The organism is Pseudomonas helleri, from assembly GCF_045830615.1.
Classification (GTDB): Bacteria; Pseudomonadota; Gammaproteobacteria; order Pseudomonadales; family Pseudomonadaceae; genus Aquipseudomonas; species Aquipseudomonas helleri.
Map to the genome: position 1 here is coordinate 4604792 of NZ_CP174501.1, position 26870 is coordinate 4631661.

Here is a 26870-nt window from a genome sequence, read left to right on the forward strand (position 1 = left end):
ATTGTCCTACTTCGTCTGATTCAGAACAACCATTGCTGACTATTGTCTCTATAGTTAACGTCTGTTGAACTCATCTTCCCTCGCATCATCAGAGCCTTATATCGCTTCTATCGATAGTCGCACCTGTTATGGTTTGCACCATCGCATGTGTCATGATGCCCAGACCGCAGGTAAGTCGCCTTTCTCTTATATGAATAGATCCTCCGCGTTGCTCCTTGCTCTCGTCGTTCTCAGTGGCTGCCAGTCTCTGGCCCCCACGTCCCCGGATGCTTCGTCCGCGGCAGAAGACGTTACCACCGTCCCGGAAAAGCCCACGGTTTATGGCTCGTTCAGCGAAGACACGCTGTACAGCCTGCTGAGCGCGGAGTTGGCCGGCCAACGCAATCGCCTGGATATCGCCCTCGATAACTACGTGACGCAGGCGATCAACACCCAGGATCCGGGCGTCGCCGAGCGCGCGTTTCGTATCGCTGAATACCTGGGCGCCGATCAGGCTGCCCTCGACACGGTGCTGATCTGGGCCAGAAATGCACCGGACGACCTGGACGCGCAACGCGCGGCGGCCATTCAACTGGCGCGCAGCGGTCGCTACGACGATTCCATGGCCTACATGGAAAAAGTCTTGCAGGCCAAAGGCGACACGCACTTCGACTTTTTAGCCTTGTCGGCCCTCGAAACAGACCCCGAGACCCGGGCCGGGCTGCAAAAAAACTTTGATCGCCTGTTGGTCAGACACCCGGACAACGATCAACTGATCTTCGGCAAAGCCTTGTTGATGCAACAGGACGATGACGCGGCCGGCGCCTTGAAACTGCTGGAGCAACATCCGCCGCAAGACGGTGAAATCGCCCCGATTCTGCTGCGCGCCCGCCTGCTGCAAAGCCTTAACCGTGGCGACGAAGCCTTGCCGCTGCTGCAAAAAACCATGCGTGACAACCCGGACGACAAACGCCTGGGCCTGACTTATGCACGTACGCTGGTCGAGCAAAACCGCATCGATCAGGCAAAAGTGCAATTCGCCAGCCTGGTTCAGCAGTACCCGGAAGACGATGAGCTACGTTTCTCCTTGGCGCTGGTGTGCCTTGAGCTTAAGTCCTGGGACGAAGCCGAAGGCTATCTGCAAGAACTGATCGACCGCGACAGCCATGTCGACTCGGCACATTTGAACCTGGGCCGCATTGCGGAAGAACGTAATGACCCGCAAGGCGCATTGATTCAATACGCGTTGGTAGAGCCAGGTAATGATTATTTGCCTGCACAATTGCGCCAGGCAGACATCCTGATTAACCACGGCCGCGGCGCTGAAGCCTCGCAAAAACTGGCGGCTGCCCGCGACGCCCAGCCGGACTACGCGATTCAGCTGTACCTGATCGAAGCCGAAACCCTGTCGGCGAACAATCAGACCGATCGCGCCTGGGCCGTCTTGCAACAAGCGGTCAAGCAATACCCCGACGACCTGAACCTGCTGTACTCACGCGCCATGCTGGCCGAAAAACGTAACGACCTCCCGCAAATGGAGGCCGATTTGCGCGCCATTATCCAGCGTGAACCTGACAACGCCATGGCCTTGAACGCGCTGGGTTACACCCTTGCGGACCGCACCACCCGCTACGCCGAAGCCAAAACATACATCCAGCAAGCCTACGATTTGAACCCGGAAGACCCGGCCGTGCTCGACAGCCTGGGCTGGGTGAACTTCCGCCTGGGTAATTTGCCTGAAGCAGAACGTTTGCTGCGCCAGGCGCTGGAGCGCTTCCCCGACCAAGAAGTGGCCGCGCATTTAGGCGAAGTGTTGTGGGTGAGCGGCCAGCAGCGTGAAGCCAAAAAACTCTGGGGGCAGTTCCTCAAGGACAACCCAGACAGCCCTATTCTGCGCAAAACCGTCTTGCGCCTGACCGGATCCGAGACTCCTTAAATCATGTTTTTTCGTCATGTACGCCATCTCATCGCCTTTGGCCTGATCGCCCTGCTCGCCGGTTGCGCGGGCTTCGGCGCTCGCGAATCGGTCGAAGGTCACGGCAGCCCTGCCCTGTGGTCGCAGCATAAACAGCAACTGAGCGCACTCGACGGCTGGCAAATCAACGGCAAGGTCGGCATTCGTGCCCCTAAAGATTCGGGCAGCGCGACCTTATTTTGGCTGCAACGCCAGGACTACTACGACATTCGCCTGTCGGGCCCGCTGGGCCGAGGCGCCGCCCGCCTGACTGGCCGCCCGGGCAATGTCAGCCTTGAGGTCGCCAACCAGGGCCGCTATGAAGCCTCCACCCCGGAACAATTGCTCGGCGAGCAGTTGGGCTGGAGCTTGCCGGTGTCGCATTTGGTCTGGTGGGTTCGCGGGCTGCCCGCGCCCGACAGCAAAAGCCGCGTGACCCTGAACGCCGACAGCCGCCTTGCCAGCCTGGAACAGGACGGCTGGCAGATCGAATACCTGAGCTACATCGAACAAAACGGTTTTTGGTTGCCGGAGCGGGTCAAACTGCACGGCACGGATCTGGACGTCACGCTGGTCGTGAAAGATTGGCAACCGCGTCAGTTGGGACAATAAGATGCAAAAAGAGGCACTGGTTTTGCCCTCCCCGGCGAAACTGAACTTGATGCTGCACATTTTGGGTCGTCGCGCAGACGGCTATCACGAACTGCAAACCCTGTTTCAATTCCTCGATTACGGCGATGAAATGACCTTCGCCGTACGCGACGACGGGGTGATTTGCCTGCACACCGAGTTTGCCGGTGTGGCGCACGACGACAACCTGATCGTCAAGGCGGCGAAAAAACTGCAACAACAGTCCAACAGCCCGCTGGGCATCGATATCTGGATCAAAAAGATATTGCCCATGGGCGGCGGCATTGGCGGCGGCAGTTCAAATGCGGCCACCACCTTGCTGGGCCTCAACCATCTCTGGCAATTGAACTGGACTGAAGACCGGTTGGCAGCACTGGGCCTGAGCCTGGGGGCCGATGTTCCGGTTTTCGTCCGTGGACACGCTGCTTTCGCAGAAGGCGTGGGCGAAATTCTTACCCCTGTCGAGCCAGAAGAACCCTGGTACGTCGTACTTGTGCCGCAAGTCTCTGTCAGCACAGCAGAAATATTTTCAGATCCTTTGTTGACACGTGACTCTTTGCCCATTAAAGTGCGCCCCGTTCCCAAGGGAAACAGCCGAAACGACTGCGAAGCAGTGGTGAAGGAGCGTTATCCAGAAGTACGTAACGCTTTGAATTTGTTAGGTAAATATACCGAAGCAAAATTAACTGGAACTGGAAGTTGTATATTTGGGGCCTTCCCAAACGAAGCAAGTGCTGATAAAGTGCTGCACCTTCTTACAGAGACCCTTACAGGGTTTGTAGCAAAAGGAAGCAACGTTTCGATGTTGCATCGAACGCTACAAGATCTGTCAAAGGAAACGGGTACACGGTACTCGTAGCAACAGATACAGGGGCGTCGCCAAGCGGTAAGGCAGCAGGTTTTGATCCTGCCATGCGTTGGTTCGAATCCAGCCGCCCCTGCCATTTCTTATACTCATCCAGGTTACCCTCAGCCTTCAGGTACTGCGCGTGTCCAAGATGATGGTCTTTACGGGGAACGCTAACCCCGATCTGGCTCGGCGTGTCGTACGTCAGCTGCATATCCCTCTCGGTGACATTTCTGTCGGCAAGTTTTCCGACGGCGAGATTACCGCTGAGATCAATGAAAATGTTCGCGGTAAAGACGTTTTCATTATTCAGCCGACTTGTGCTCCGACCAACGATAACCTGATGGAACTCGTCGTGATGGCTGATGCCTTCCGCCGTTCCTCAGCAACTCGTATTACTGCTGTTATTCCTTACTTTGGTTATGCCCGTCAGGATCGCCGTCCGCGTTCCGCACGTGTGGCTATCAGCGCAAAAGTTGTTGCTGACATGCTTACCGTAGTCGGCATCGACCGTGTTCTCACGGTTGATTTGCATGCTGACCAAATTCAGGGTTTCTTCGATATTCCTGTAGATAACATCTACGGCTCCCCAGTATTGGTGGATGACATCGAAGATCAGCGCTTTGAGAACCTCATGATTGTGTCCCCGGATATCGGCGGCGTCGTGCGTGCACGTGCTGTTGCCAAATCCTTGGGCGTGGATCTGGGGATCATCGACAAACGCCGTGAGAAAGCCAATCACTCCGAAGTGATGCATATCATTGGTGATGTCGAAGGGCGTACCTGTATTTTGGTTGACGACATGGTCGATACCGCCGGCACTCTGTGCCACGCGGCTAAAGCCTTGAAAGAGCATGGCGCTGCCAAAGTGTTCGCCTACTGCACACACCCTGTGCTGTCGGGTCGGGCAATCGAGAATATCGAGAACTCTGTGCTGGATGAGCTGGTGGTGACTAACACCATCCCGCTGTCCGCCGCCGCACAAGCCTGTTCGCGTATCCGTCAACTGGATATCGCACCGGTTGTGGCTGAAGCGGTTCGCCGCATCAGCAACGAAGAATCGATCAGCGCGATGTTCAGATAAGGGCCCTGCCCTGCTCTGACATCCGTTGACGAAAAGCGCCCCGCCCCAACAGCCTGTTGGGGCGGGGCTTTTTTGCCCATACCGTCCATAGCGCTGGTCGCAAACGCTAGGGCGGGTGTGGATATTTTGGAGATACAACATGAACGATTTTACTCTGAATGCTGAAGTGCGTTCCGACCTGGGGAAAGGTGCGAGCCGCCGCCTGCGTCGTCTCGCAAGCCTGGTTCCAGCTGTAGTTTACGGTGGCGACAAAGCCCCTGAATCCATCAGCATGCTGGCTAAAGAAGTTGCCAAACTGCTCGAAAACGAAGCTGCTTACAGCCACGTTATCGAACTGACCGTTGGCGGCGTTAAGCAAAACGTGATCATCAAAGCTCTGCAACGTCACCCGGCTAAAGGCCACGTGATGCACGCTGACTTCGTACGCGTTGTTGCTGGTCAAAAGCTGACTGCAATCGTTCCAGTTCACTTTGTTGGTGAAGCTGCTCCGGTTAAGAAAGGCGGCGAGATCTCGCACGTTATCGCGGAAATCGAAGTTTCCTGCCTGCCAAAAGACCTGCCTGAATTCATCGAAGTTGATCTGGCTAACGCCGAAATCGGCTCGATCATTCACCTGTCGGACATCACCGCTCCTAAAGGCGTTGAGTTCGTAGCTCTGGCACACGGTAACGACCTGGCTGTAGCCAACGTTCACGCTCCACGTGTTGCACCAGAAGCAGACGCTGAGTAATTCATTACTCTGTCGTTGGAGTTTTGAGAAACATCGCGAGCTAACACGCAGCGAGTAAAGCGGACAAGATCGCGAAGTTTACTCAGGTAAACCCGTTTTCTTGTCTGTTTTCGCCGCTACCGTTAGCGGCGATGTGATCCATAACTCTATAGAAGGGCCCTTGTCGTGACCGCCATAAAACTGATCGTTGGCCTGGGAAATCCAGGCACCGAATACGAACAGACCCGGCATAACGCAGGGGCCCTTTTTGTTGAGCGCCTCGCGGCGGCAAACGGGGTCAATCTCGTTGCTGATCGTAAATATTTTGGCCTGACCGGACGTTTTAGCCATCAGGGTCAGGATGTTCGTCTGTTGATTCCCACCACCTATATGAACCGAAGCGGCCAGGCCGTTGCGGCACTTGCCGGCTTCTACCGCATTGCGCCAGAAGCCATATTGGTGGCCCACGACGAACTCGATCTCCCACCGGGTGTTGCCAAGCTCAAGCTGGGCGGCGGCCATGGAGGTCATAACGGCTTGCGTGACATCATTGCGCAACTGGGAAACAACAATAATTTCTACCGTCTGCGGCTCGGCATTGGCCACCCAGGCGTCGCGAGCATGGTGTCCAACTTTGTTCTGGGTCGAGCGCCACGCGCCGAGCAGGAAAAACTGGACGCCAGCATCGATTTTGCCCTCGGCGTGCTGCCGGATATCCTCGCCGGTGAATGGAACCGCGCGATGAAAAACCTGCACAGCCAGAAGGCCTGACTCTTTTTCCGAGGGGAAACACCATGGGATTCAACTGCGGCATCGTCGGCCTGCCTAACGTCGGCAAGTCCACCCTGTTCAACGCCCTGACCAAATCCGGCATTGCAGCGGAGAACTTCCCCTTCTGCACGATCGAGCCGAACACCGGCATCGTGCCGATGCCCGACCCGCGTCTGGCAGCACTGGCCGAGATCGTTAAACCGAATCGCATCCTGCCGACCACCATGGAGTTCGTTGACATCGCGGGCCTGGTAGCCGGTGCATCCAAAGGTGAAGGCCTGGGCAACAAGTTCCTGGCCAACATCCGCGAGACTGACGCGATCGCTCACGTGGTGCGCTGCTTTGAAGACGAAAACGTGATCCACGTTTCCAACACCGTCGACCCCAAGCGTGACATCGAGATCATCGACCTTGAGCTGATTTTCGCCGACCTCGACAGCTGCGAAAAGCAACTGCAAAAAGTCGCACGTAACGCCAAAGGCGGCGACAAAGAAGCGGTTGCCCAAAAAGCCCTGCTGGAACAACTGATTGCCCACTTCACCCTGGGCAAGCCAGCACGCAGCCTGATCAAGAACATGGACGCCGATGAGAAACAAATCATCAAGGGCTTCCACCTGCTGACCACCAAGCCGGTGATGTACATCGCCAACGTGGCCGAAGACGGTTTTGAAAACAACCCGCTGCTCGACGTGGTGAAAGCCATTGCCGAAGAAGAAGGCGCGACCGTTGTTCCGGTGTGCAACAAAATCGAAGCTGAAATTGCCGAGCTTGAAGACGGCGAAGAAAAGGACATGTTCCTTGAGGCCCTGGGCCTTGAAGAGCCAGGCCTGAACCGTGTGATCCGTGCCGGTTACGAAATGCTCAACCTGCAAACCTACTTCACCGCAGGCATTCAAGAAGTACGCGCCTGGACTGTCAAAGTAGGCGCTACCGCTCCACAAGCGGCTGGCGTGATCCACACCGACTTCGAGAAAGGCTTTATCCGCGCCGAAGTCGTCGCCTACGAAGACTTCATCCAGTACAAGGGTGAAGCAGGTGCAAAAGAAGCCGGTAAATGGCGTCTGGAAGGCAAGGACTACATCGTTAAAGACGGCGACGTCCTGCACTTCCGCTTCAACGTGTAACCCCACACACGTCTAAAAAAACCGCGCCCAGGCGCGGTTTTTTTTTGGCCCGGGTTTTACCCTGACAAACACTGCGCCAGGCAAACAGTCTATGGTTAGTCCCAAGACCTAAAGGCTGACTGTGTAGGGAGTCGCAATGCTGTCCAAGGTGTTCTTCAACCGTTTCACCACTCCTCTTATTGAGCGAATCCAGTTTCGCTGGACCACGGCCTGGCGCGATGCCTTGGCTTCAGCCATCGCCGCTGCACTGGCGTGGATCCTCGCCAAGCACTTATTCGGCCACGAGCACCCGGTGTTTGCCGCCATCAGCGCGATTGTTTGCCTGGCGCCCGGCCTGCCCAGCCATGGCAAGCAAGCGGTTGGATTGATGGTCGGCGTGGCCACCGGGATTATCATCGGGGAAGCCGCGCTGTGGTTACCGGATGGCTACCCGCTGCTGCGCATCGGCTTCGCCACGTTCTCGGCCATTGCCATCGCCGCACTGTACGGCTTGGGCGCTGTCGTACCGATTCAGGCAGGCGTGTCAGCCGTTTTGATGTTGGCGGTCGGCCCGGAGAGCGCAGGTGTTGTGCGCATGCTTGATGTGGTGGTGGGCGCCGGGGTGGGCTTGATGTTCAGCCAGATCTTGCTGACGCCCAACCCCATCGGGATCATTGATGACTCGGTCAAGGACTTGCTGGAAAAACTCGCCAAAGGCTTCGGCCAAAGCCTGACAGCCCTTGAAAAGAACGACGCTAAAAGCGCGCAGCACGCGGTGTTTATTTTCTCGGGCGCTCACGACAGCCTCATCACCCTTGAGAACGGCATTGCCAGCGCACGCAATACCGCACGCTGGACATTGCGCGGCCGGTTTGCCTCGCGGGAAGTCAAAGACATAGCCAGCCGTTACGAGCGACATGCCGTGCGCTTGTACGCCAGCGCCCTGCTGTTCTCTGAGGCCTTTGCTGACGCCATGCGCAAAGAACAGGGCTCGCCACCCACCGCGCTGCATGAACGGCTGGCCAGCGTCGCCTCAGGCTGTGCAGCGATTGCCGGCGATACGCAGCAGCCGGTGTTGGCCACCTACGACGACCAACAGGTCGAAGCTGTGTCAGCGCCGTGGCAAATCTGCCTGCAGCATTTGAGCACCGTCGAAAGCGCGTTGCAGAGTTTTAGTGCCAGCGCGCAAAGCGATGGGAAATAAGGCGCCAGGGTGACGGCTGCTTCGCAGCCGGACGTAGCCTCGCAAAGCTCGTCAACTGCTACGAGCTTTGCGTGTACCGATCAGACCTTTTTGGTGCGCGGCAAAAAGATCGCCAGCACGCCAAACAGTGGCAGGTACGAGCACAGCTTGTAGACGTATTCGATACCGTGAATGTCGGCCAGATGCCCCAGCAACGCCGCACCAATCCCGCCAAAGCCGAACATCAAGCCAAAGAAGATACCGGCGATCATGCCCACGTTGCCCGGCACCAATTCCTGGGCATACACCACAATCGCCGAGAACGCCGAGGCCAGGATAAAACCGATGACCACACTGAGGACGCTGGTCCAGAACAGATCCGCATACGGCAGCAGCAACGTGAACGGCGCGACACCCAGAATAGAGAACCAGATCACCGCCTTACGCCCGATGCGGTCGCCAATCGGGCCGCCAAAGAATGTCCCCGCTGCTACCGCCCCCAGGAACAAAAACAGGTACATCTGCGAGTTGGCGATGGAGACGTCGAATTTCTGAATCAGGAAGAAGGTGTAATAGCTGGTGAGGCTGGCCATATAGAAATACTTGGAGAACACCAGCAACCCCAACACCACCAGTGCGCTCAGCACACGACGTTTGGACAAACCATGTGTCGCCTTCTGCCCGGCCTTGAGCTTGAACAGGCTCAAGTGCGTGCGGTACCAGCGGCTGATCACATACAGCAGGCCTACCGCAAACAGCGCAAACAACCCGAACCAGGCCACGTTGCCCTGGCCATAGGGGATGATAATGGCGGCGGCCAGCAACGGCCCGAACGCCGACCCGGCGTTACCGCCCACCTGAAACGTCGACTGGGCAAACCCGTAACGCCCGCCCGACGCCAGCCGCGCTACCCGCGAGGCCTCAGGGTGAAAGGTCGACGAGCCCACCCCGACCAACGCGGCAGCCAGCAAAATCAGTGGAAAACTGCCGACCTGAGACAACATCAAAATCCCGATCAACGTACACACCATGCCGCACGGCAATAACAGCGGGTTGGGATGACGGTCTGTGTAATAACCCACCCACGGCTGCAACAGCGACGCGGTAAGTTGAAAAGTCAGGGTAATCAGACCGATCTGCGTGAAGGTCAGATCGTATTTGTCCTTGAGCAACGGATAGATCGACGGCAACACCGCCTGGATCAAGTCATTGATCAAATGCGCCAGCGCCACGGCCCCGATAATGCGCAGGACTAACGGGCTGGCTTGAGGCATTTGAAGGTCTGGCGTTGTTTTTATTGGAGTGTCGCTAATAGCCATAAGGGTTTCCAGGCAACAGATGAATGCACGTGCAAGTGCCCCAATGTGCCATTTTTTAACAAGCCAGTGCCATCCGAACCCCGAGAAACCTTAAGCGTTTGATAGCGCAGAGAAAATTTTCAGATATTTGCTTGACACACCCCCCTTACGAGGGAATAATGCGCGCCATCGGCTACATAGCTCAGTTGGTTAGAGCATAGCATTCATAATGCTGGGGTCCGGGGTTCAAGTCCCTGTGTAGCCACCAAACACCGGTTTCACCACATCGCAAGATGAAATGAAACCAACGAGAAAGCCCGCCTAGTGCGGGCTTTTTTGTGCCTGTCGATAAATAGCCTGTAGTCGCTGACGAGGAACGAAGGCTGCGATGGGTTGCGCAGCGACCCCGCTTTTGAAGGTCCTGCGGCCCTTATCGCAGCCTGCGGCAGCGACTACAGAAGGTTGCGAAAGCCCTCAAAATCAGCCATTTCGTACGACGCTTCCCTTTCAATCCGCTGAAACATCCTAGAAACTTCCGTTCGCTTGTGCCTGATCATTTCGGGGAATAGTCTCGGCCCATCGCTGCAAAACAGCGGTCGGGTTTAGTCGCCCGTGTTCCCTAGGCGCAAGGCGCCACCTCCGCGAGGCGCTTTTTCTTGGCCTGCGTTTTATGGTGGCCGTGCGCAGGGCGTCCATGTGGCGCGCCGGGTTCCTAGGTGACCGGTCGACTAACCTGCGCATGGCTGCCACCCATTCGTTTAGTCGCGACAAGTGACAGCTCCTTAAACACCCTAGGAGTTGTAACAATGAAAAAGCTGGTTCCTGATCCACCCGCCCTACCCCTGCAAACTGCTGCTCAGTGCGATGCATCGTCGTTAGACCGTGCCGCCACCGATCGCGCCCTCGATTATTACCTGCACGACCATAAGCCTCCACGGCACGTGGATCAGGCCACGTATGCCATCCCGGACAGCGTTGACTTAGAAGCGGCTTTGGCCCAAGCGTCAGACTTGTTGCGCTGCGCGGGCGCTTCGGCGAGTGAGGCGGGGAATGGCTTGAGCGGGCATTCGCGCAGTTTGGTGTTGTCCTGCATGCACCTGGTGGAGCTGGCCAAGGCGTATGTGGATAAATCGCTGGATGGTGTGACGACGCACTAAAGCAGCACGCGCCTGAGTGCAAGCAGGCGCGTCATAACAAAAGTCTGGAGCGATACCGCGCTTAGACGGGGCGAAGTGCGCTCAGGTCCAGGCGGCCGTCTTTAAGCGGCGGGCACCAGTAGTAACCACCGTTCAATGGGCGGCTGAAGCTGTAGAGGGCGTCGACGATGCCGTCTTCCATGCCGCTCATGCGCCGCAGTTGAACTTCAAACGCGTTCAAGGTGCGGCTGAACGAGACGAACATCAGCCCCGATTTGCCGTTTTCAATCCAGGGCATGGAGCGGCGCACGGTGAAGGCCTCAGGCGAGAAGCTTTCTTGTGCGGTGCGTTTGACGTGGGCCGATTCCGGCGCGTCGTCCAGTTCTTCGTTGTCGCTTTTACGGCGGCCAATCATGTTGTCCTGTTCGGCCTGCGGGCGGGCGGCAAAGCCATTGAGGTCGTGTTGCCACTGTTGCACGGCAACAAACACGCCGCCGTCCAGCCCCGGACCTGCATTGGTGACGATGGCCGCGTCTACGGCCGCTTCGTCCACCGGGTTCTCGGTGCCGTCTTCATAGCCGGTCAGGTCGCGGTCGGTGTTGTAGAGGAAGCCTTCGGTCACTTGCAGCAGGTTGAGCGCAGGCGCCAGCGCCGTTTCAATGGCCTGGCTGCGGTGCAACAGCTCACCCCGATCATCGCCCCACAACCACAGCCACAGGGCGTGTTGGGTCGACGGGTTTTCCACCACGGCATTGAGTGCGGGGAAGACGCGCAGCCCCGGCACTTTTGCGCCCAAGGCCAGTACCAGCGGTGAACCCAGGCCTGCTACCACGCTTTTGCCGTCTACCCACTGCGACAAGGTGTCGAGTGCAGCCGGCAGTGCTTCTACAGACTTGAGGGCGAAAAACATATAGCGCGCCTGCGGCGGCACGGGTTTGGCGAGGATGCCGGGCTGGTAAAGACTCATAGAAACTCCTTCAGGAAAGCCTGGAGTTTACTACTTCGAGTACTTGGTCCGTCACACGGCGAGCACTTTTCTTATGCACACTTACGCCGCCATGGGATGGCAAGCGCTTGTCAGTAAGAACGCGCAGCGCGTGGCTGCGCGCATGGGCTTTACAGGTTACTTGGCTTTATCGCCGCAGTGGCAGCCGCTTGAGGTGCTGCACGCCTGGCCCTTGGGGTGATGGTCGGCACACGCCTGGCAGCAGTAGTGCTTGCCATCGCGCTCGATGCCGTGGCTACCGACTTTGCAGTTACAACTCGGACAATCACACGTGTGTTCGTTCATTTTCAACTCCATGTTGTCAGGTCGTTATCAAGCGACAGGCGTGCCGCTTACAAGCAATGACTGTAGACGCTGGGGCAGAGTTCAAAGGTCAGCCTATCGGAAAGCCGCCGAAATTCATTTACTGTACCCACCAGCCCAGCTGTAAACCGCGAGCCTGAGGGCTCGCAGTGAGATTGGGCACCCAATAATCATAAGAAAGACGAGGTATCCCCCATGGCCGCTGAGATGACCGACAGTCGCTCTGCCCGCTTTGCCCTGCGCTGCTCAAACTTTGCCGAACGCTGGTTCCCCGATTCCTGGGTGTTTGCCGCCGTTGCGGTGATCGTCGTGGCGCTCGCCACTCTGATGATGGGCGCCAAACCCACCGATGCCGCGATGGCGTTTGGTGACGGGTTCTGGAGCCTGATCCCCTTCACCATGCAAATGGCCTTCGTGGTGATTGGTGGCTACGTGGTCGCCAGCTCGCCACCCGCGGTGAAGCTGATCGACAAACTCGCCAAGGTGCCGAAAAACGGTCGCCAGGCGGTGTGCTGGGTGGCGTTGATTTCAATGGTTGCCTCGTTGCTCAACTGGGGCTTGTCGCTGGTGTTTGGCGGGCTGCTGGTGCGCGCCCTGGCCCGGCGCACCAACTTGCGCATGGACTATCGCGCAGCCGGGGCTGCTGCCTACTTGGGGCTGGGCGCGGTGTGGGCGCTGGGCTTGTCATCGTCGGCGGCGCAGTTGCAGGCCAATCCGGCCAGCTTGCCGCCGTCGATTCTGGCGATCACCGGGGTGATCCCGTTCACGGAGACCATCTTTTTGTGGCAGTCCGGCGTGTTGCTGGCAGCGCTGGTGGTGGTGTCGTTGATCGTGGCCTACGCCACGGCGCCCGGTCCGGATTCGGCCCGCGATGCCGCTGCGTGTGGGGTTGACCCGAGTTTTAACACGCCAAAACTGCCGCCGCGTACGCGGCCTGGCGAGTGGCTGGAATACAGCCCGCTGCTGACGATCTTGCTGGTGCTGTTGGCCGCCGGCTGGTTGTATCACGAGTTTTCGACCAAACCTGCGATCAACGCCATTTCGGGCCTGAACACCTACAACTTTTTATTCCTGATGCTCGGCGCCCTGCTGCACTGGCGCCCGCGCAGCTTTCTGAATGCCGTGGCCAGCGCCGTGCCGACCACCACCGGGGTGATGATCCAGTTCCCGCTGTACGGCTCGATTGCAGCGCTGATGACCGTGGTCAAAGGCGTGGACGGGCAAACCCTGGCGCATCACATCTCGACCTTCTTCGTACAAATTGCCTCCCATGACACCTATGCAGTGCTGATGGGCGTGTACTCGGCGATCTTGGGCTTCTTTATTCCGTCGGGCGGCGGCAAATGGATTATTGAGGCGCCGTACGTGATGCAAGTCGCCAATGACCTGCAATACCACCTGGGCTGGGCTGTGCAGATCTACAACGCGGCCGAAGCCTTGCCGAACCTGATCAACCCGTTCTACATGCTGCCGCTGTTGGGCGTGCTGGGGCTGAAGGCGCGTGACTTGATCGGCTTTTCGTTTGTGCAGTTGCTGGTGCACACGCCGCTGGTGCTGTTTCTGCTGTGGGCGCTGGGCACGACGTTGGTGTATGTCGCGCCCGTGATGCCTTAGCGGTAGGCGCGAGCTTGTCTTGCGGTCTTTTGAGTGGTCAAAAGATCGCGAGGCAGCTCGCTCCTACAGAGGGGGTCAGGTCGGGGTTAGCGGGCGCAGGCGGTATTGCGGTGGCAGTTGGTCCAGACCGCTGATGGTGGTGTCGAGGCTTTTCCAGCGGCCGTCTTTAATGCCGTAGATGCAGCCGTGAACCGAGAGCTTTTGCCCGCGATGCCAGGCGTTTTGCACAATGTTGGTATGCCCGACGTTGGCTACTTGCTGGATGACGTTCAGCTCGCACAGACGGTCAACACGCTCTTCTTCAGTGGGCAGTTTTGCCAGCACTTCGCGGTTTTCGTAGTACAGGTCGCGAATCGAGCGCAACCAGCCGTCAATCAGGCCATATTGCTGGTTCTGCATCGATGCACGCACCCCGCCACAGCCGTAGTGGCCGGTGACCAGAATGTGTTTGACCTTCAATACATCCACTGCGTACTGGATCACTGACAGGCAGTTGAGGTCGGTGTGCAGCACGACGTTGGCCACGTTACGGTGCACAAACAGGTCACCGGGCAGCATGCCGACGATCTCGTTGGCGGGTACGCGGGCATCCGAACAACCAATCCACAGGTATTCCGGCGTTTGCTGGCGGGCCAACTTGGCGAAGAAATCAGGATCCTCCTGCTTGATCGCATCGGCCCAGCGCTCGTTGTTATCAATCAGATCTTGTAGTTCGTTCATGCGGGAAACCCTCGAGAGTTGATGCGCAAACTATGACTGCGGACCGCTGGTCGGGGTCACGTTAATCTGCGCTTTAATCCGCCGGTCCGTTGGGTGGAATCTTAAACCGTGGCTACAGTCCATCGTAGTAAGCAGCCACAGTATGAGGAATGATCATGTCTGATTCACGTCGCCCGTATGGAGCAGAACAACCCGCAGAAATTGATGACCTCGAAGACCGTTCGGGCTCGGTTGAGCCGTTGAACTTTGAGGATGATGATGAGGATCACGAGAGCATCAGCGATCTATTTACCGACGAAGAGCGCGCCCTGCACGTGGCCGGACAACCTGCGCGCAAGGCCGGGCTGAGCGGCGGCGCATTGCCCGATGAAGACCTGGACGCCGGGTTTGACGACGATGATCTGGAGCAGGAGATGCTTATCCGTGAAGACGGCGCCCGCGATGCCAAAGAGGCCGCAGAGGGCAACGATGACGCGGCGGATTGGGAGCTGAGCGTGGTCGATGAGGACGACATCGGCGCAGGCAGAGGGCTGGATGAAGCGGAACTGGCGGATATTGATCCGGTGGGGGGCAAACGTTAAAAGCCCCTCACCCTAACCCTCTCCCGGAGGGAGAGGGGACTGATTGGGGGATGCTGAATAACATCCGCAACCTGAACTCTTGTGCTGAACCTGAGGGTACCTCGGTAAAGCGCCCTCTCTCTCCGGGAGAGGGTTTATTCAGTCAACCAACGTACAGGCCATGACCACTGCGTCTTCACGCCCGCCCACGGCCGGGTAGTAGTCGCGGCGGCGGCCGATTTCGTTGAAGCCGTAGCGCTCGTACAGCTTGAAGGCGGCCGTGTTGCTGTCACGCAGTTCGAGGAAGCATTCGCGGGCTTCATGCTGGTAGGCAATAGACATCAGGTGCTCAAGCAATTTGAGCCCCAGGCCACGACCCTGGTTTTCTGGCTTGACGGTGATGTTGAGCAGGTGCGCTTCATCCAGAATGATTTGCACCACGCCGTGACCCACTTGTTGCTCGCCTTCGAACATCAACCAGATGTGGTATTTGCCCAAACCGTCGAGAAAGATCCCACGGGTCCACGGGTGGGTGAACGCCGCGTATTCAACTTTTAAAACCGCATCAAGGTCCGCTTCGGTCATCGGGCGGAAGGTTACAGCGTCACTCATCGTTTTGTTTCCAGCGCGACATCAGCCTGCGCATGGCTTGCCACACATCCGCTTTGCGGTGTGGCTCTTCCATTAAGAGTTCCAGGCCCGGCAGCGCCCATGCGCTACCCAGCCCTTCGATTTCAAGTTCGGTATTAAAGGCTTCAGCGTTCGCTTCGCTGGCAAAACGCACAGCCGGCAGGCCGATCAGCCACAAGCAAGCGCATTCGGCTTCTTCAAGGCGGGCCATGACAAACCCTTGCACGAACTCACGCGCCGCCTCCGGCCCCTGGTCGACATTGCCGCGCCTGAGCAGCGGCCAACGTACTGGCTCGCCGACGATTTGCGGGCTGTCGGGCAAACCCGCAGCTCGCAACATATCTTTTAACAATAAATAAGCCGGGTCGCGGCTCTGGAATGCACCGCCTGTGGGTAACTCCACCAGCACCAGGCAACGCCCCGCCCGGAGCAACTGCAAGGCAAAACGCGGCGGCGCCACCGCGGCGGCTTTTACCGGCGCGGGAGCCGCTTCGGCTTCCACCACCGGCTTGCTGGCAGGTCGCGGAGTGACCGATGGCCGTGGCACTTCAATTTTTGGCCGTTCAGCGGGCTTGCTCGGCGCAGCCACAGCCTTGACCACAGGCCTGATGACTTCAGGCGCGGCAGGCGGTTCGGGGAGCACCAGCAGTTCGGGCCGCGAAGGGGCGGCAAACGGCAGCTCTGTGCGCGGTACCCAACTGACCACTTGCATGGCAGTCAAATAAGCGCGGCGGCGGGACTCGTTCAACAAGGGTCGGCCATCTGTGGATAACTAAAGAGCAGCGATTCTACCGCCCTTCTGCCCTTCTCGCCCGCCTCTGATCGCCAAGTAATGACTCAAACCCGTGTTGCAGTACAATCGCGACCTTTCATTGGCAATCGACCGGCCCTCCCATGATCGAACCCAAGCGCGTTTTACGTGCCCTCGCCGAACACTGGGCACTCCTTGAGCCTTTGTGTGAACACTTCGACCAAGGCACTTTGAGCCTGAGCGAGTTGCGCCTGCAATTGGCCGCCCAGCAACTGGACAGCACACCGCAAGACATCACCAACGTGCTCGACAGCTGGATCCGCCTGGACATTCTGGTGCCGGTGGCCAAGAGCCCGAACCGCTTTGAGCTGAACGCCCAAATCCACGACTTCCTCGCCTATCTGCGCCGCGAACACCGCCTCGGGCTGTGTCTGGAGATCGAAGCCTACCTGCGCCATCTGGAGCGCCTGGCCGGTTACATTCAGGACGCGTTCGATATTCGTGATGGCAACGATCTGGCGCGCCAGCTGCGTTTGCTCGACATGCGTGTGCGCGATGTCTTGAAGAAGCTCGCCAATGACGAACAGGCCCTGGTGGCCGTGGCCGAACGGGCCAAGACCAGCGACCGGCAGATCCCGCTGCGCCAGCGTTACGCCGAGGTGCTGGCGACGTGGGACGAATACGTCGAACCGATGATCCAGCTGGTGAACGCTGACGGCGCCTTCGAACAAGGCGTACGTAAGGTCGAGAATGTACTGCTGCGCATGCTCAGCGAGCAGCAACGCCTTGGCCACCTGGTGGACGACGACATGCTGCTGCGCACCCACGCGCGGATCCTTGAGATGCAAACCAGCGCCCAGCTCACCTTGCGCCATGCCCGCGAGCTGCTGTTGCCGCTGCGTGAAGAGGCACGACGCCATAACGCGGTTACCCGTGGCGCTGCGCTGGCGCTGGCGGCCATACGCCGTAAAGGGCTGGACGCGGTGCCGCAAGCGGCGATGCCAATGCTCACCCGCCCGCAAAGCACCTTTTTGGGCAGCGCCAGCCAGGTTGAAGCCTATGTGTACGCGCTGGCCCGTTTCGAGCCCAAGCCAGCACGCTTCCCGAAAGCCCACAAAGCCCATCGCGGTGAAACGCCCAAGGCCCCGCGCACGGTCAAGGAAATGCTCGACCGCTGCAGCGACGCGCTGCCGATGCCCGATTTGATGAGCTGGCTGCTGGCCCAAGAGCCCAACGGCGACACCGACGAATTGCTGTACTGGTTCTCGCGCCTGTCGCGCGAAAAACGTTTCGTGCGCGAACGCCTTGAGCGCCGCGATTACCACACCCACGAACATCTGGTCAGCCTGCGCTCCTTCGCCCTGCTTTCACGCAGCGATGACGCGAGCGAGACTTCTGCGAGCCCTCTCCATGCATCTTGATCTGTCTGAACTGTCCCATCTGGCGCCGATTTTTCGTGAGCTGTTCAAGGGTTATCACGTGAGCCGTCGCGACCCGGAGCTGTACGCGCAACTGTCGAATTTTCAGGACCAGTACCGCGCCCTGTTCAAGGCCCTTGGCTTTGAACTGGTGTGCGACACCCGTGGTTTTTATTATTTCGTGCCCGACACCGCCATAGCCTCGGCGCAGGTCAACAAGACCGCGCAACGCCTGGCGCTGTTCACGTTCATCATCGTCGAGCATTTGGCCGATCAGGGCCGCGACCCGATTGCCGTGCTCGATGGCGGCAGCCTGGGCCGTGATGAGTTGCCCGCGCTGCTGGAAAAATACCGCGACCTGTTTGTGCAGGCTGAGGTCACCACCCAGGACGAGCTGGAAGAGAAGATCATGCGCCGCATGACCCAGCTCGGCTTTGCCAGCGAAGACAACGGCGTTTACCGTTTTCTGCCGCCGATGCATCGCTTTCTTGACGTGTGTTTGTCGGTGCAGCAAGACCGCGATCTGGCCGCCAGCCTGCACAGCATTTTGCCGCTGCCGACACCGGCGCTGGTTGATGATGAAGCCGAGGTTGAGGAAGAAGACGAAGACGCGGCACTGGCTCGCGCCATTGCCGATGAGCAACAGGAGTTGGACGCATGAGCCAGGAACGCTACGGAATACGCCGCTTCGCCCTGCTGAATACCGCCGGTTACAGCTTGGGATTGTTCCCGCTGGAGCATCCGCTGTCGGTGTACGGGGCCAACAACCTCGGCAAGTCGGCCTCGATCAACGCCTTGCAGTTCCCGATTCTGGCACGCATGTCAGACATGAGCTTCGGCAAATACAGCCTCGAACAATCGCGGCGCTTTTACTTCGCTTCCGACACCAGCTACATCCTTGTCGAAGTGTCGCTGCCCCACGGCCCCCATGTGATTGGCGTGGTCGGGCGCGGCCCCGGTGGCGGTTTCGGTCACCAGTTTTTCGCCTATGCGGGCAAGCTCGACCTGGCCCATTACCAGAAAGAAGACACCTGCCTGCGGCAAAAAGAGCTGTTCAGCAACCTTGAGCGCAATGGCCTCAAAGCCTACGAACTCAAGCCTGATGAACTGCGCCGTTTGTTGGTTGGCGGGCATACGTCGATCCCGCTGGATCTGACGCTGATCCCGCTGCGCTCCACCAGTGAGCAAAGCCTGAAAACGTTCCGCGCGCTGTTTATCAACCTGCTGCACATGCGGGAAATTACGGCGGCCAAACTCAAGCAATTGTTTCTCGATGCGTTCGAACACAGCCTGCGCTCCGGCAGCGTGGACTACATCGCCGCGTGCGAAGAAGCCTTCCGCGATGTGCGCCGCATGGAGCAGGATTACAACGCGCTGGTCGGTGCCGGGCCATTGGTCGAATCGTTGGCCGCCGGTGTCCGCCAGCGCGATCTGCTGCGCGGCAAGCTGCACCGCCTGTCGCCGCTGCTCGACTCGCTGCTCGGCACCTGGCAGGACTATGCCGGTGCGCGCAAGGAAGAGTTGCTGATTCAGTCCGAGCACTACCGCAACGAACAAGACGCCCTGCAAAACGATCAGCGCAGCAGCACCCAGGAGCTGATGCGTCTGGAGCGTGAGATCACCGGTATTCAGCGCTGGCTGGGCGAGTTGTCGGTGCTCAAGCACCGCTTTGCGCTGGTGGACGATGTGAAGGTGCTGGAGCAGCAATTGCTCGCCGCCAAAGACGCCCACGACGAGTTGGCCGGTGCCTTGGCGCAGTCGCGCCAGTTCAGTGCCGAAGACCTGGACGAACGTCTGCGCGATCTGGAAAAACGCCTCAAGTCGGTCAAGCAGCAACTCGACCACGCCGACAACAACAGCTACGCCCGCCTGCGCGAAGAATTCTCGCAACAGGATGTTGAGCGCCTCATGCGCCTGTTCAACAGCGCCCTGTTCAGCCTGCCGCTGGGCGAGCAAGGGATTGCGCTGGATGACGGCGACGCCTGGGTCAAATCCCTGGAGGCGATCCTCGATGGCTTTAAGGGTGAACGCTTTGAAGCGCCGGGTTTGTCCATCGACCTCAGCCATATTGAGCCACCCGCCCTGCAAGCGCTGGGGGATCGCGCCGCTTTGCGCGACCAGAAAGAGCGGCTGGAAAAAGAACTCAAGCAACTGAAAACCCAGCAGGCGGTCACCTCGGACCGGGCGGCGAGCAAGTCCGAAGCTGAGTCGTTGTACCAGCAGGTGCTGGACGCGCAGAAGGCCCTGGAAGACTTCCGTCGTGCGCAAACCCTGGGCGCCGAAGAAGGCGAAAAACTCGAGCAGTTAGCCCAGGCCGAAGCCGCGCAAGATGAATTGAAGCGCTCCAGCGATGCCTTCACCGAGCGCGTGCAGCACCTGTCGGCCAAGCTGCAATTGGTCGGTCGGCAGATCGGCGACATGGAAGCCAAGCAGCGTACCCTCGATGACAGCCTGCGTCGGCGTCAGCTGTTGCCGGCCGACTTGCCGTTCGGTACGCCGTTCATGGACCCGGTCGATGACTCTATGGACAACCTGCTGCCGTTGCTCAATGACTACCAGGATACGTGGCAAGGCCTGCTGCGCTGCGACGGGCAGATCGAAGCGCTGTACGCGCAGGTACGCTTGAAAGGCGTGGCCAAGTTCGACAGCGAAGACGACATGGAGCGCCGCCTGCAACTGTTGATAAACGCCTATGCGCACCGCAGCGAAGAAGCCCTGACCTTGGGCAAGGCGCGCCGTGCTGCCGTGACGGACATTGCCCGGACCCTGCGCAACATTCGCAGTGACTACGACAGCCTTGAGCACCAACTGGCGCTGTTCAACCGCGAGATCAACAAGCGCCAGGTGTCGAACCTGCAGAGCTTCCGGATTGTGCTGGCACCGAACAAAGAGGCACTCAAGCACATCGACCAGATTATCCACAGCGCCGGGCAGTATGAAGAAGGCGAAACGCTGTCGGTGTTTGACCTCAGCCAAAGCGCAGAGCAAGACAACAAGAACGAAGAAGCCAAGGAATACCTGGCGCGTCTGGTGGCGGCCAACCATAACCAGTTGGGGCTCAAGGATCTGTTTGAGCTGGCGTTCGAGATCACCAAGGTCAACGGCCAGCCGGTGATTCATACCGACATCGACGGCGCCGCGTCCAACGGTACGACCATGACCATCAAGGCGCTGACCAACATGTATTTGTTGCTGCACTTGATGGATCGCGACCTGGCCGGACGTATCCGTTTGCCGTATTACCTCGACGAAGCGGCAGACATTGACGAGAGAAACCAGACCGCGCTGCTGGAAACCAGCTTGCAGCTGGGTTTTGTACCGATTCTGGCGAGCGTAAAGCCGCAGGTCTGCGCCCATGTGGCCATCGACCTGGAAGGCGGCAGCGGGCCTAACGGGATCTATATCGACGAGGATGACTGGAAGTACATCCGCCGCCATGACGACGTGGCCAGCCCTGTGGCTGCCGAGCCGCAACGGGAAGACATCACGGCAATCTGATGCAAGGTGTACCGCTCGCGAGGTGCGTTTAACGTGCTTCGCGAGCCCTCTTGCTCCTGCCCACTTCACACACGCCTGCCGAAAAGAATTTCAACTTTTCAGAAAATTCCTACCTGTTTTTTGCATCCTGAGAAGCACACTCCTCGATACCCCTGTAAGGACAACAGGCAGGACGATTACGAGGAAGGAACACACGATGAACGCAGTCACGCACCGGAATGACTGTTCACTGACGCCCGACGATCGGTCACTGACCGAATTGAATCTTTTAGCCCTCCTGCCGATAACTTTTCTGTCACAGAAAGTTAATAAGTCATTAATAACGGCTTGGACCGTCCTGCCTCAAACGTCTTAAATCACTGCTTATTAGGACAATTCGCACATAGCTTCTGACAATAAGCCTACGGACTAATTAACGATTTGACGCCACTGACAATAGAGTTGTTCATAGGTGTTTATGACCGGCATTTGATTCAGCTCGAACATTGAGCGCTTGCCCCTTATGTCGTAATGACAAAAGCGCCCTCTTAACGTTGTAGGAATTATCATGCGTAAGGCTTTGATAGTAGATGATCATCCTTTTATTCGAAGGATCGTCAGGCTAGTACTGGAAAACGCCAACTTCCAGATTGCGGCTGAAACCGATAACGGCGCCACGGCGCTGGATCTGGCGCGCGAACATCTCCCCCACCTGATTGTGCTGGATCTCTCGATGCCTAAACTTGACGGGCTTGAGGTGCTTAAACGGTTACACATACTGGGGCTTCCGATCAAAGTGTTAGTGCTGACGTCCAAAGACTCCGCTTTTTTTGCAGACCGTTGTATCAGGGCCGGTGCCATTGGTTTTATTGAGAAAACCGAAGACGTCGATGCATTGACCAAAGCCATTAATGTGGTGATGAGCGGCCGGGTTTATTTAAATAACTGTGATGTTGATCTGTCCCCCGAACACACAGACCAACAATTAATCCAGACACTGTCAGATCGCGAATTGCGCACCCTTCAATATTTGGTGTCTGGCTTCTCCAATAAAAAGATTGCACAAATTATGTTACTGAGTGAGAAAACGGTCAGTACTTATAAGACACGTGTCTTACACAAGCTCAATATCAAGTCAGTGGTGTATCTGGCTGAATTTGCCAAACGCAATAACTTAATCGAATGAAGCATGCCGTCTGGTTATTGACGCTAAGCCTGACAACAGCAAGCCATGCTGACCCGATGCCTCTGCAGTTGCTGGCGCGCTCACAGGCTGATGTGCCTGCGCTCAAGCTCAGTGAGGGCGACACACAATGGCTGAGCGCCAAGCAGTCGCTGATTCTGGGCACGTCGGCACCGGACAATGCCCCCTTCGATCTATCCTCAGGCAGCGATTACTTTGAAGGATTGACCGCCGATTATGCCGGGCTGCTCGCCCAGGCACTGAACCTTGAGATCAAGGTCAGGCGGTATGACTCCAGGGCGCAGGCTATCGAGGCGCTGAAAAATGACCAGATCGATCTGCTCGGCACCGCCAATGCCTTTGAAAGTGCCGATGATCAATTGGCACTCTCGTCCGCCTATGCCCTCGACACTCCCGTGCTGGTCTCACGTACCGGCGACAGCAAAGGCAGCATCCCGCTACCGCCCGGTCTGCGCATGGCCATGTTTTATCACTACCAGCCCGTCGCAGCGGTAAAGGCCCAGTATCCGGACGTGCAGTTAGAGCTGTATGCCTCGCCCCTCGCAGCCCTCGGTGCGGTGGCGTTTGGCCAGGCCGACCTGTACCTGGGTGACGCCATCAGCGCCCACTATCTGATTACCAAAAACTATCCCAATAACGTGTACATCCGGGACGTGGCCCTTCTTGAAGAACAGTCTTTTTCATTTGCAGTGCATCACCCTAACCCACGCTTGCTGCGCCTGATTAATTCGGCACTGGCAGCCATTGCTCCTGCCCAAAGCAACGCCATCCTGCAACGCTGGGGCGTCAGCACAATGAGCATCGAGCGGCGTGGACCGTTACAGCTCACCCCGTCGGAACAACGCTGGATCGAGGCTCATCCGCGCTTGAAGGTGGTGGTTTCCGAAGACTTCCTGCCATTTACTTTCTTTAACGACCAAGGGGTGTTCAGTGGCCTGGCGGCCGACCTGCTGGCCAAGATCAGCCTGCGCACCGGGATTCAATTTGACTGGGTGCGCAGCCAGTCCGTGCCGGACCTGATCGAGGATGTAAAGCTGGGGCGAGCCGACCTGATGCCAGCGTTTACCGCCAGCGCCAGCCGTGAACATGTTCTGCGTTTTACCAAGCCGTATATTTCGACGCCCTTTGTGCTGGTGACACGCCTGCTCACGGGCAGCCCGCAAACACTGGACAAACTGGACGGCCAGCGCGTTGCGCTGGTGATCGACAATAACGTCAGCACCTACCTGACGCAGCACTATCCGGGTGTGCAATTGATCGCCGCGCGCAACTCGGCACTCGCCCTGGAAATGGCCAGCAGAGGTGAGGTACAAGGTGCCGTGATCAATCTGGTCAGCGCGCGTTATTTGCTCCAGCAGCACTACACCAGTCAGTTAAAAATCAGCAGCACCGTGGGCATTGTCCCCGCCCAGTTTTCATTGGCTGTGAATGCGCAAGCGACCACACTGCACGCCATTCTCGACAAGGCACTGGCCAGTATTTCGCCCGAAGAGATGAACACCCTGACCGCCCGCTGGCACAGCGCCGTAGTGCTCGATAACCGCTTTTGGGCTCGTCATCACTCGGCGATCATGCGGGTCTCGGCGGTGGCAGCCGGGGTGTTGCTGCTGGGTATCGTGTGGATCTCTTACTTGCGCCGGGTGCTGAGCAAACGCGATCAGGCCGAGCGCGCACTGAGCGATCAACTGGCGTTCATGCGTACGCTGATTGACGGCACGCCCCACCCCATTTACGTGCGCGACCGTCAGGGCCGGCTGCTGATTTGTAACGAAGGTTACCTGGATACGTTTGGCGCCGAACGCGAGTCCATTATGGGCAAAACCCTGCTTGAGCACTCGCTGACATCGATGCGCCAACACAAGGCCTATCACAGCGACTACATGCGCGTAATGAAAGAAGGCCGCCCACTGGTTCGCGATCACCAGTTGGAATTGCCCAACACTCAGGTGCTAACCATTTACCACTGGATCCTGCCTTATCGAGGCAGCGATAACGAGGTGCTTGGCATCATTGGCGGCTGGATTGATATCAGCGAGCGCCAGCAGTTGGTCGAACAGTTGCAGGAAGCCAAACAGCTGGCCGAACAGGCCAATGTGGCCAAGAGTGATTTTCTGACCACCATGAGCCATGAGATCCGTACGCCCATGAACGCGGTGATCGGCATGCTCGAACTGGCGATGAAAAAGGCCGAACAGGGACTTGCCGACAACGACAGCCTGGAGGTCGCCTCGCAAGCCGCACAGGGTTTGCTGGAGCTGATTGGTGACATTCTGGATATCACCCAGATCGAATCGGGGCGCATGCCGCTCAATCAACAGCGCACTCACCTGATGAAGCTGGTGGAGTCTACGGCCCGGGTGTTTGAAGCCCTGGCGGAGAAAAAAGGCTTACTGATGAGTTTTGAGCTCGACCCAAGGATCAACACAGAGGTCCTGATTGACCCCCTGCGCTTTCGGCAGGTGCTGTCCAACCTGCTGAGCAATGCGATCAAGTTCACCGACAGCGGTCATGTTGGCCTGAGCGTGCGCGCCAAAGGCTCGCGCAACAGCGAGCGGCTGAACGTGTGCGTGCAGATCGAGGACACCGGGATCGGTATTTCGGAGCAAGACCAGCAGCGCCTGTTTAGCCCTTTCTCCCAGGTCAGCTCGAAAAACAAGCTGCCGGGTGGCTCAGGCCTGGGGCTGATGATCAGTCGTCAGTTGTGCGAAATGATGGGCGGTACGCTGCAGTTGCACAGCACGTTGGGTAAAGGCACGCGCATTAGCCTGGAGTTCGACATGGTGACTCTGCTTGCGGTCTCGCCCGTGATAGCCACGCACGAACCACCCGCGCCCCCGCAACGCGCCTTGAACGTACTGGTGGTCGATGACTACCCCCCGAATCGAAGGCTGTTGACACAACAACTCGGTTATCTGGGGCACATGGCGCAAGAAGCCGGCGAAGGCGCACAAGCCTTGAAGGCCTGGAGGACCCAGCGTTTTGACCTGATCATGACCGACTGCGCCATGCCGGTGATGGATGGCTATGAACTGGCCCGCACCATCCGTGCCGAAGAAGCCGCCAACGGCACCCCGGCGGTGTTGATTGTCGGTTTTACCGCCAATGCCCAAACCGGCGAAGTCGAGCGTTGCATGGCCGCCGGAATGAATGATTGCCTGTTCAAACCCATCAGCCTGCAACACCTTGAGGCGCGACTGGCCTCGGCCGATCTGGAGCCGATCAACCTGCAAGGCACTGGCGAGGCCATGGGGTCGGAACGTGAGATTGATCTCGATGCGCTGGAGCGTCTGACCCACGGCGATGCCGACGCCCTTAAGCACTTGATCGAACCGCTGATCAACAGCATGGAAGAGGACATGACCGCGCTGCTGCAGGCGTTCACCAAGCATGACTTGCCGGGCATGAGTGCGGTGGCGCACAAGGTCAAAAGCGGCGCCCGAATGATCAAGGCCCGGCATCTGTTGCAATGCTGTGGAGACCTTGAAAAAGCCTGCCTGCTCGCCAACTGGTCACAGGTGGCTGAGCGGGTGGATGATCTGTATGAGGCCATGGCCCAGATACTGGAAATGATTGAGGTGTACCGGGTGTGAGCCGGGTGGCTCACATAAAGCTTTGAATCAGTACCACCGTCTTTGAAAACACGCCAGCCCGGGCACCCCGGTCTGTCAGGGTTGAAGCGATTCGCAAGAACGAAGTTCCGCCGGGCAAGGTGATCAACTGGCCCGCAGCGACACCATTGACGGTGATCGTACTGTTGATGCCGTTGCCAAGATCAACCGGGTTGCCCACGGACACGCGATAACGCACAGAGGCATTGCGGGAGCAGTTGACTTGCCGGGTTAGTTCTTTACGCGAGCCGGTAATTTCTCCGACCTTCAAGACCCCGTGATCAAGGTTGACGTCGCCGCCGTAGACGTCGCAGCGGTTGGGAGGAATGGGCGGCGTGGCGCACGAGTCGGTGCCCGGCACAATCGTGGGCGCACCGGAGGGCCCGGCATTGTAAGACGCCCAGGCTGCGCAGATTTGCGTGGTCCAGCCAGATTCGACGGAATAGGCATAACCAAAGGACCGATAGGTGCTGCTGCCGAACCTGGCTTGCCATGCCGTGATGGCTTGATCCCAGGAGACACCCGACGTAATTGCCACGTTCGTATCGACCGATACCCAGCAGTTAACGTTCCAGGAAGTACAGCCCATAGGGGTAATGGTGCGCAGCCCGTTGAAGAGAAGGCTGTAAGAGACCGGGCCGAACCGGCAATTGGCACTGCTGTTGCACCGGGCGAAACCTGGGTAACGATTGGGATTGCCGTCGTTATAGGCCCCGGCACTGCCCGATGCCACCACCGTTGTGGCCGGAGCGCCCGGCATTTGACGGGCATCGGCATTGATCGAATTGACCAGGTTCCAGGCATTGGCCGCAGGCGCTGTAAAGATCAGCGCTGCCACTGGCAACGCGGCGCGAAGATAGTTGTTCATCACATCACCTGTGCAGT

General features: G+C 58.1%; 23 protein-coding genes and 2 tRNA genes. 18 read left to right on the forward strand and 7 right to left on the reverse strand.

The annotated features are described in order from the left end of the window. Window positions 1-190 precede the first annotated feature (190 nt). The 9 genes from ACJJU9_RS20795 (at window position 191) to ACJJU9_RS20835 (ending at window position 8281) form a co-directional block, all read left to right on the forward strand. Window positions 191-1915 (forward strand): tetratricopeptide repeat protein, encoded by a 1725-nt coding sequence (locus ACJJU9_RS20795; RefSeq protein ID WP_048368410.1) that lies wholly within the window; start codon window positions 191-193, stop codon window positions 1913-1915. A 3-nt stretch (window positions 1916-1918) separates the two neighbouring features. Then, complete coding sequence (gene lolB / locus ACJJU9_RS20800) at window positions 1919-2545, forward strand: lipoprotein insertase outer membrane protein LolB (protein WP_048390560.1); 627 nt, start codon at window positions 1919-1921, stop codon at window positions 2543-2545. A 1-nt stretch (window position 2546) separates the two neighbouring features. Then, the gene (gene ispE, locus ACJJU9_RS20805; RefSeq protein ID WP_407729422.1) at window positions 2547-3422 is read left to right on the forward strand and encodes a 4-(cytidine 5'-diphospho)-2-C-methyl-D-erythritol kinase; all 876 of its coding nucleotides are present in this window, start codon (window positions 2547-2549) and stop codon (window positions 3420-3422) included. A gap of 10 nt (window positions 3423-3432) precedes the next feature. Next, a tRNA-Gln gene (locus ACJJU9_RS20810) sits at window positions 3433-3507 on the forward strand. A gap of 45 nt (window positions 3508-3552) precedes the next feature. After that, the gene (locus ACJJU9_RS20815; protein ID WP_016971225.1) at window positions 3553-4494 is read left to right on the forward strand and encodes a ribose-phosphate pyrophosphokinase; all 942 of its coding nucleotides are present in this window, start codon (window positions 3553-3555) and stop codon (window positions 4492-4494) included. A 139-nt stretch (window positions 4495-4633) separates the two neighbouring features. Further along, entirely contained in the window at window positions 4634-5224 is a 591-nt protein-coding gene (locus ACJJU9_RS20820; RefSeq protein WP_048368413.1) for a 50S ribosomal protein L25/general stress protein Ctc, read from the forward strand. 165 nt (window positions 5225-5389) lie between these two features. Then, window positions 5390-5974, forward strand: a complete 585-nt coding sequence (pth, locus tag ACJJU9_RS20825; RefSeq protein ID WP_048368414.1) for an aminoacyl-tRNA hydrolase — start codon at window positions 5390-5392, stop codon at window positions 5972-5974. Between the two features lie 23 nt (window positions 5975-5997). After that, complete coding sequence (gene ychF / locus ACJJU9_RS20830) at window positions 5998-7098, forward strand: redox-regulated ATPase YchF (RefSeq protein WP_407729423.1); 1101 nt, start codon at window positions 5998-6000, stop codon at window positions 7096-7098. A 136-nt stretch (window positions 7099-7234) separates the two neighbouring features. Then, window positions 7235-8281, forward strand: a complete 1047-nt coding sequence (locus ACJJU9_RS20835) for an FUSC family protein (RefSeq protein ID WP_407729424.1) — start codon at window positions 7235-7237, stop codon at window positions 8279-8281. 80 nt (window positions 8282-8361) lie between these two features. On the opposite strand, the gene ACJJU9_RS20840 is transcribed toward ACJJU9_RS20835, so the two are convergent. Further along, entirely contained in the window at window positions 8362-9534 is a 1173-nt protein-coding gene (locus ACJJU9_RS20840) for an MFS transporter (protein WP_088500373.1), read from the reverse strand. Window positions 9535-9749: 215 nt separating this feature from the next. Between ACJJU9_RS20840 and ACJJU9_RS20845 the strand changes: the two genes are divergently transcribed. Both ACJJU9_RS20845 and ACJJU9_RS20850 read left to right on the forward strand, forming a co-directional pair. After that, window positions 9750-9826, forward strand: a tRNA-Met gene (locus ACJJU9_RS20845). A 538-nt stretch (window positions 9827-10364) separates the two neighbouring features. Further along, window positions 10365-10715, forward strand: coding sequence for a DUF6124 family protein (locus tag ACJJU9_RS20850; RefSeq protein ID WP_048391526.1), 351 nt, complete (start codon window positions 10365-10367; stop codon window positions 10713-10715). 61 nt (window positions 10716-10776) lie between these two features. Here the strand turns inward: ACJJU9_RS20850 and ACJJU9_RS20855 are convergent, their stop codons facing one another. After that, window positions 10777-11661, reverse strand: a complete 885-nt coding sequence (locus tag ACJJU9_RS20855; RefSeq protein WP_407729425.1) for a Dyp-type peroxidase — start codon at window positions 11659-11661, stop codon at window positions 10777-10779. A 156-nt stretch (window positions 11662-11817) separates the two neighbouring features. Further along, on the reverse strand, window positions 11818-11985 hold the full coding sequence (locus ACJJU9_RS20860; RefSeq protein WP_123749577.1) for a metallothionein: 168 nt from the start codon (window positions 11983-11985) through the stop codon (window positions 11818-11820). A 213-nt stretch (window positions 11986-12198) separates the two neighbouring features. Between ACJJU9_RS20860 and ACJJU9_RS20865 the strand changes: the two genes are divergently transcribed. Next, window positions 12199-13617 carry a short-chain fatty acid transporter gene (locus ACJJU9_RS20865; protein WP_153333391.1) on the forward strand — a complete coding sequence of 473 codons (1419 nt, stop codon included), beginning with the start codon at window positions 12199-12201 and terminating at the stop codon, window positions 13615-13617. A gap of 75 nt (window positions 13618-13692) precedes the next feature. Here ACJJU9_RS20865 and can read toward each other — a convergent pair whose 3' ends face one another. Further along, complete coding sequence (can, locus tag ACJJU9_RS20870; RefSeq protein WP_048391532.1) at window positions 13693-14337, reverse strand: carbonate dehydratase; 645 nt, start codon at window positions 14335-14337, stop codon at window positions 13693-13695. Between the two features lie 155 nt (window positions 14338-14492). Here can and ACJJU9_RS20875 point away from each other — a divergent pair, with 155 nt between their 5' ends. Next, window positions 14493-14918 carry a serine kinase/phosphatase gene (locus ACJJU9_RS20875; RefSeq protein WP_407729426.1) on the forward strand — a complete coding sequence of 142 codons (426 nt, stop codon included), beginning with the start codon at window positions 14493-14495 and terminating at the stop codon, window positions 14916-14918. A gap of 138 nt (window positions 14919-15056) precedes the next feature. Here the strand turns inward: ACJJU9_RS20875 and rimI are convergent, their stop codons facing one another. Then, the gene (gene rimI / locus ACJJU9_RS20880; RefSeq protein WP_048368438.1) at window positions 15057-15509 is read right to left on the reverse strand and encodes a ribosomal protein S18-alanine N-acetyltransferase; all 453 of its coding nucleotides are present in this window, start codon (window positions 15507-15509) and stop codon (window positions 15057-15059) included. Beyond that, entirely contained in the window at window positions 15502-16278 is a 777-nt protein-coding gene (locus ACJJU9_RS20885; RefSeq protein ID WP_407729427.1) for an SPOR domain-containing protein, read from the reverse strand. Before ACJJU9_RS20885 ends, rimI begins: the two co-directional genes overlap by 8 nt. A gap of 143 nt (window positions 16279-16421) precedes the next feature. Between ACJJU9_RS20885 and mksB the strand changes: the two genes are divergently transcribed. From mksB to ACJJU9_RS20910, 5 genes are all read left to right on the forward strand, one after another. Next, window positions 16422-17699: an Mks condensin complex protein MksB gene (gene mksB, locus ACJJU9_RS20890; protein ID WP_407729428.1), complete on the forward strand. Its 1278-nt coding sequence runs from the start codon at window positions 16422-16424 to the stop codon at window positions 17697-17699. Beyond that, window positions 17689-18357 (forward strand): Mks condensin complex protein MksE, encoded by a 669-nt coding sequence (gene mksE / locus ACJJU9_RS20895; RefSeq protein ID WP_407729429.1) that lies wholly within the window; start codon window positions 17689-17691, stop codon window positions 18355-18357. Before mksB ends, mksE begins: the two co-directional genes overlap by 11 nt. Continuing rightward, the gene (mksF, locus tag ACJJU9_RS20900) at window positions 18354-21194 is read left to right on the forward strand and encodes an Mks condensin complex protein MksF (protein WP_407729430.1); all 2841 of its coding nucleotides are present in this window, start codon (window positions 18354-18356) and stop codon (window positions 21192-21194) included. Before mksE ends, mksF begins: the two co-directional genes overlap by 4 nt. Window positions 21195-21741: 547 nt before the next feature. Beyond that, a complete protein-coding gene (locus ACJJU9_RS20905; protein WP_407729431.1) occupies window positions 21742-22359 on the forward strand; it encodes a response regulator in 618 nt (205 codons plus the stop codon). 56 nt (window positions 22360-22415) lie between these two features. After that, window positions 22416-25967 (forward strand): transporter substrate-binding domain-containing protein, encoded by a 3552-nt coding sequence (locus ACJJU9_RS20910; RefSeq protein WP_407729432.1) that lies wholly within the window; start codon window positions 22416-22418, stop codon window positions 25965-25967. 10 nt (window positions 25968-25977) lie between these two features. On the opposite strand, the gene ACJJU9_RS20915 is transcribed toward ACJJU9_RS20910, so the two are convergent. Next, the gene (locus ACJJU9_RS20915; RefSeq protein ID WP_407729433.1) at window positions 25978-26853 is read right to left on the reverse strand and encodes a hypothetical protein; all 876 of its coding nucleotides are present in this window, start codon (window positions 26851-26853) and stop codon (window positions 25978-25980) included. Window positions 26854-26870: the final 17 nt, after the last annotated feature.

Excerpts from the sequence above, each read along its gene's own strand:
- ACJJU9_RS20850 (WP_048391526.1), top strand. The coding sequence starts at position 10,365 with ATGAAAAAGCTGGTTCCTGATCCACCCGCCCTACCCCTGCAAACTGCT.
- ychF (WP_407729423.1), top strand. The coding sequence starts at position 5,998 with ATGGGATTCAACTGCGGCATCGTCGGCCTGCCTAACGTCGGCAAGTCC.
- ACJJU9_RS20875 (WP_407729426.1), top strand. The coding sequence starts at position 14,493 with ATGTCTGATTCACGTCGCCCGTATGGAGCAGAACAACCCGCAGAAATT.
- can (WP_048391532.1), bottom strand. The coding sequence starts at position 14,337 with ATGAACGAACTACAAGATCTGATTGATAACAACGAGCGCTGGGCCGAT.
- ACJJU9_RS20795 (WP_048368410.1), top strand. The coding sequence starts at position 191 with ATGAATAGATCCTCCGCGTTGCTCCTTGCTCTCGTCGTTCTCAGTGGC.
- lolB (WP_048390560.1), top strand. The coding sequence starts at position 1,919 with ATGTTTTTTCGTCATGTACGCCATCTCATCGCCTTTGGCCTGATCGCC.
- rimI (WP_048368438.1), bottom strand. The coding sequence starts at position 15,509 with ATGAGTGACGCTGTAACCTTCCGCCCGATGACCGAAGCGGACCTTGAT.
- ACJJU9_RS20910 (WP_407729432.1), top strand. The coding sequence starts at position 22,416 with ATGCCTCTGCAGTTGCTGGCGCGCTCACAGGCTGATGTGCCTGCGCTC.
- ACJJU9_RS20855 (WP_407729425.1), bottom strand. The coding sequence starts at position 11,661 with ATGAGTCTTTACCAGCCCGGCATCCTCGCCAAACCCGTGCCGCCGCAG.
- mksB (WP_407729428.1), top strand. The coding sequence starts at position 16,422 with ATGATCGAACCCAAGCGCGTTTTACGTGCCCTCGCCGAACACTGGGCA.
- ACJJU9_RS20820 (WP_048368413.1), top strand. The coding sequence starts at position 4,634 with ATGAACGATTTTACTCTGAATGCTGAAGTGCGTTCCGACCTGGGGAAA.
- ACJJU9_RS20915 (WP_407729433.1), bottom strand. The coding sequence starts at position 26,853 with ATGAACAACTATCTTCGCGCCGCGTTGCCAGTGGCAGCGCTGATCTTT.
- mksE (WP_407729429.1), top strand. The coding sequence starts at position 17,689 with ATGCATCTTGATCTGTCTGAACTGTCCCATCTGGCGCCGATTTTTCGT.
- ispE (WP_407729422.1), top strand. The coding sequence starts at position 2,547 with ATGCAAAAAGAGGCACTGGTTTTGCCCTCCCCGGCGAAACTGAACTTG.
- mksF (WP_407729430.1), top strand. The coding sequence starts at position 18,354 with ATGAGCCAGGAACGCTACGGAATACGCCGCTTCGCCCTGCTGAATACC.
- ACJJU9_RS20840 (WP_088500373.1), bottom strand. The coding sequence starts at position 9,534 with ATGCCTCAAGCCAGCCCGTTAGTCCTGCGCATTATCGGGGCCGTGGCG.
- ACJJU9_RS20905 (WP_407729431.1), top strand. The coding sequence starts at position 21,742 with ATGCGTAAGGCTTTGATAGTAGATGATCATCCTTTTATTCGAAGGATC.
- ACJJU9_RS20860 (WP_123749577.1), bottom strand. The coding sequence starts at position 11,985 with ATGAACGAACACACGTGTGATTGTCCGAGTTGTAACTGCAAAGTCGGT.
- ACJJU9_RS20865 (WP_153333391.1), top strand. The coding sequence starts at position 12,199 with ATGGCCGCTGAGATGACCGACAGTCGCTCTGCCCGCTTTGCCCTGCGC.
- ACJJU9_RS20835 (WP_407729424.1), top strand. The coding sequence starts at position 7,235 with ATGCTGTCCAAGGTGTTCTTCAACCGTTTCACCACTCCTCTTATTGAG.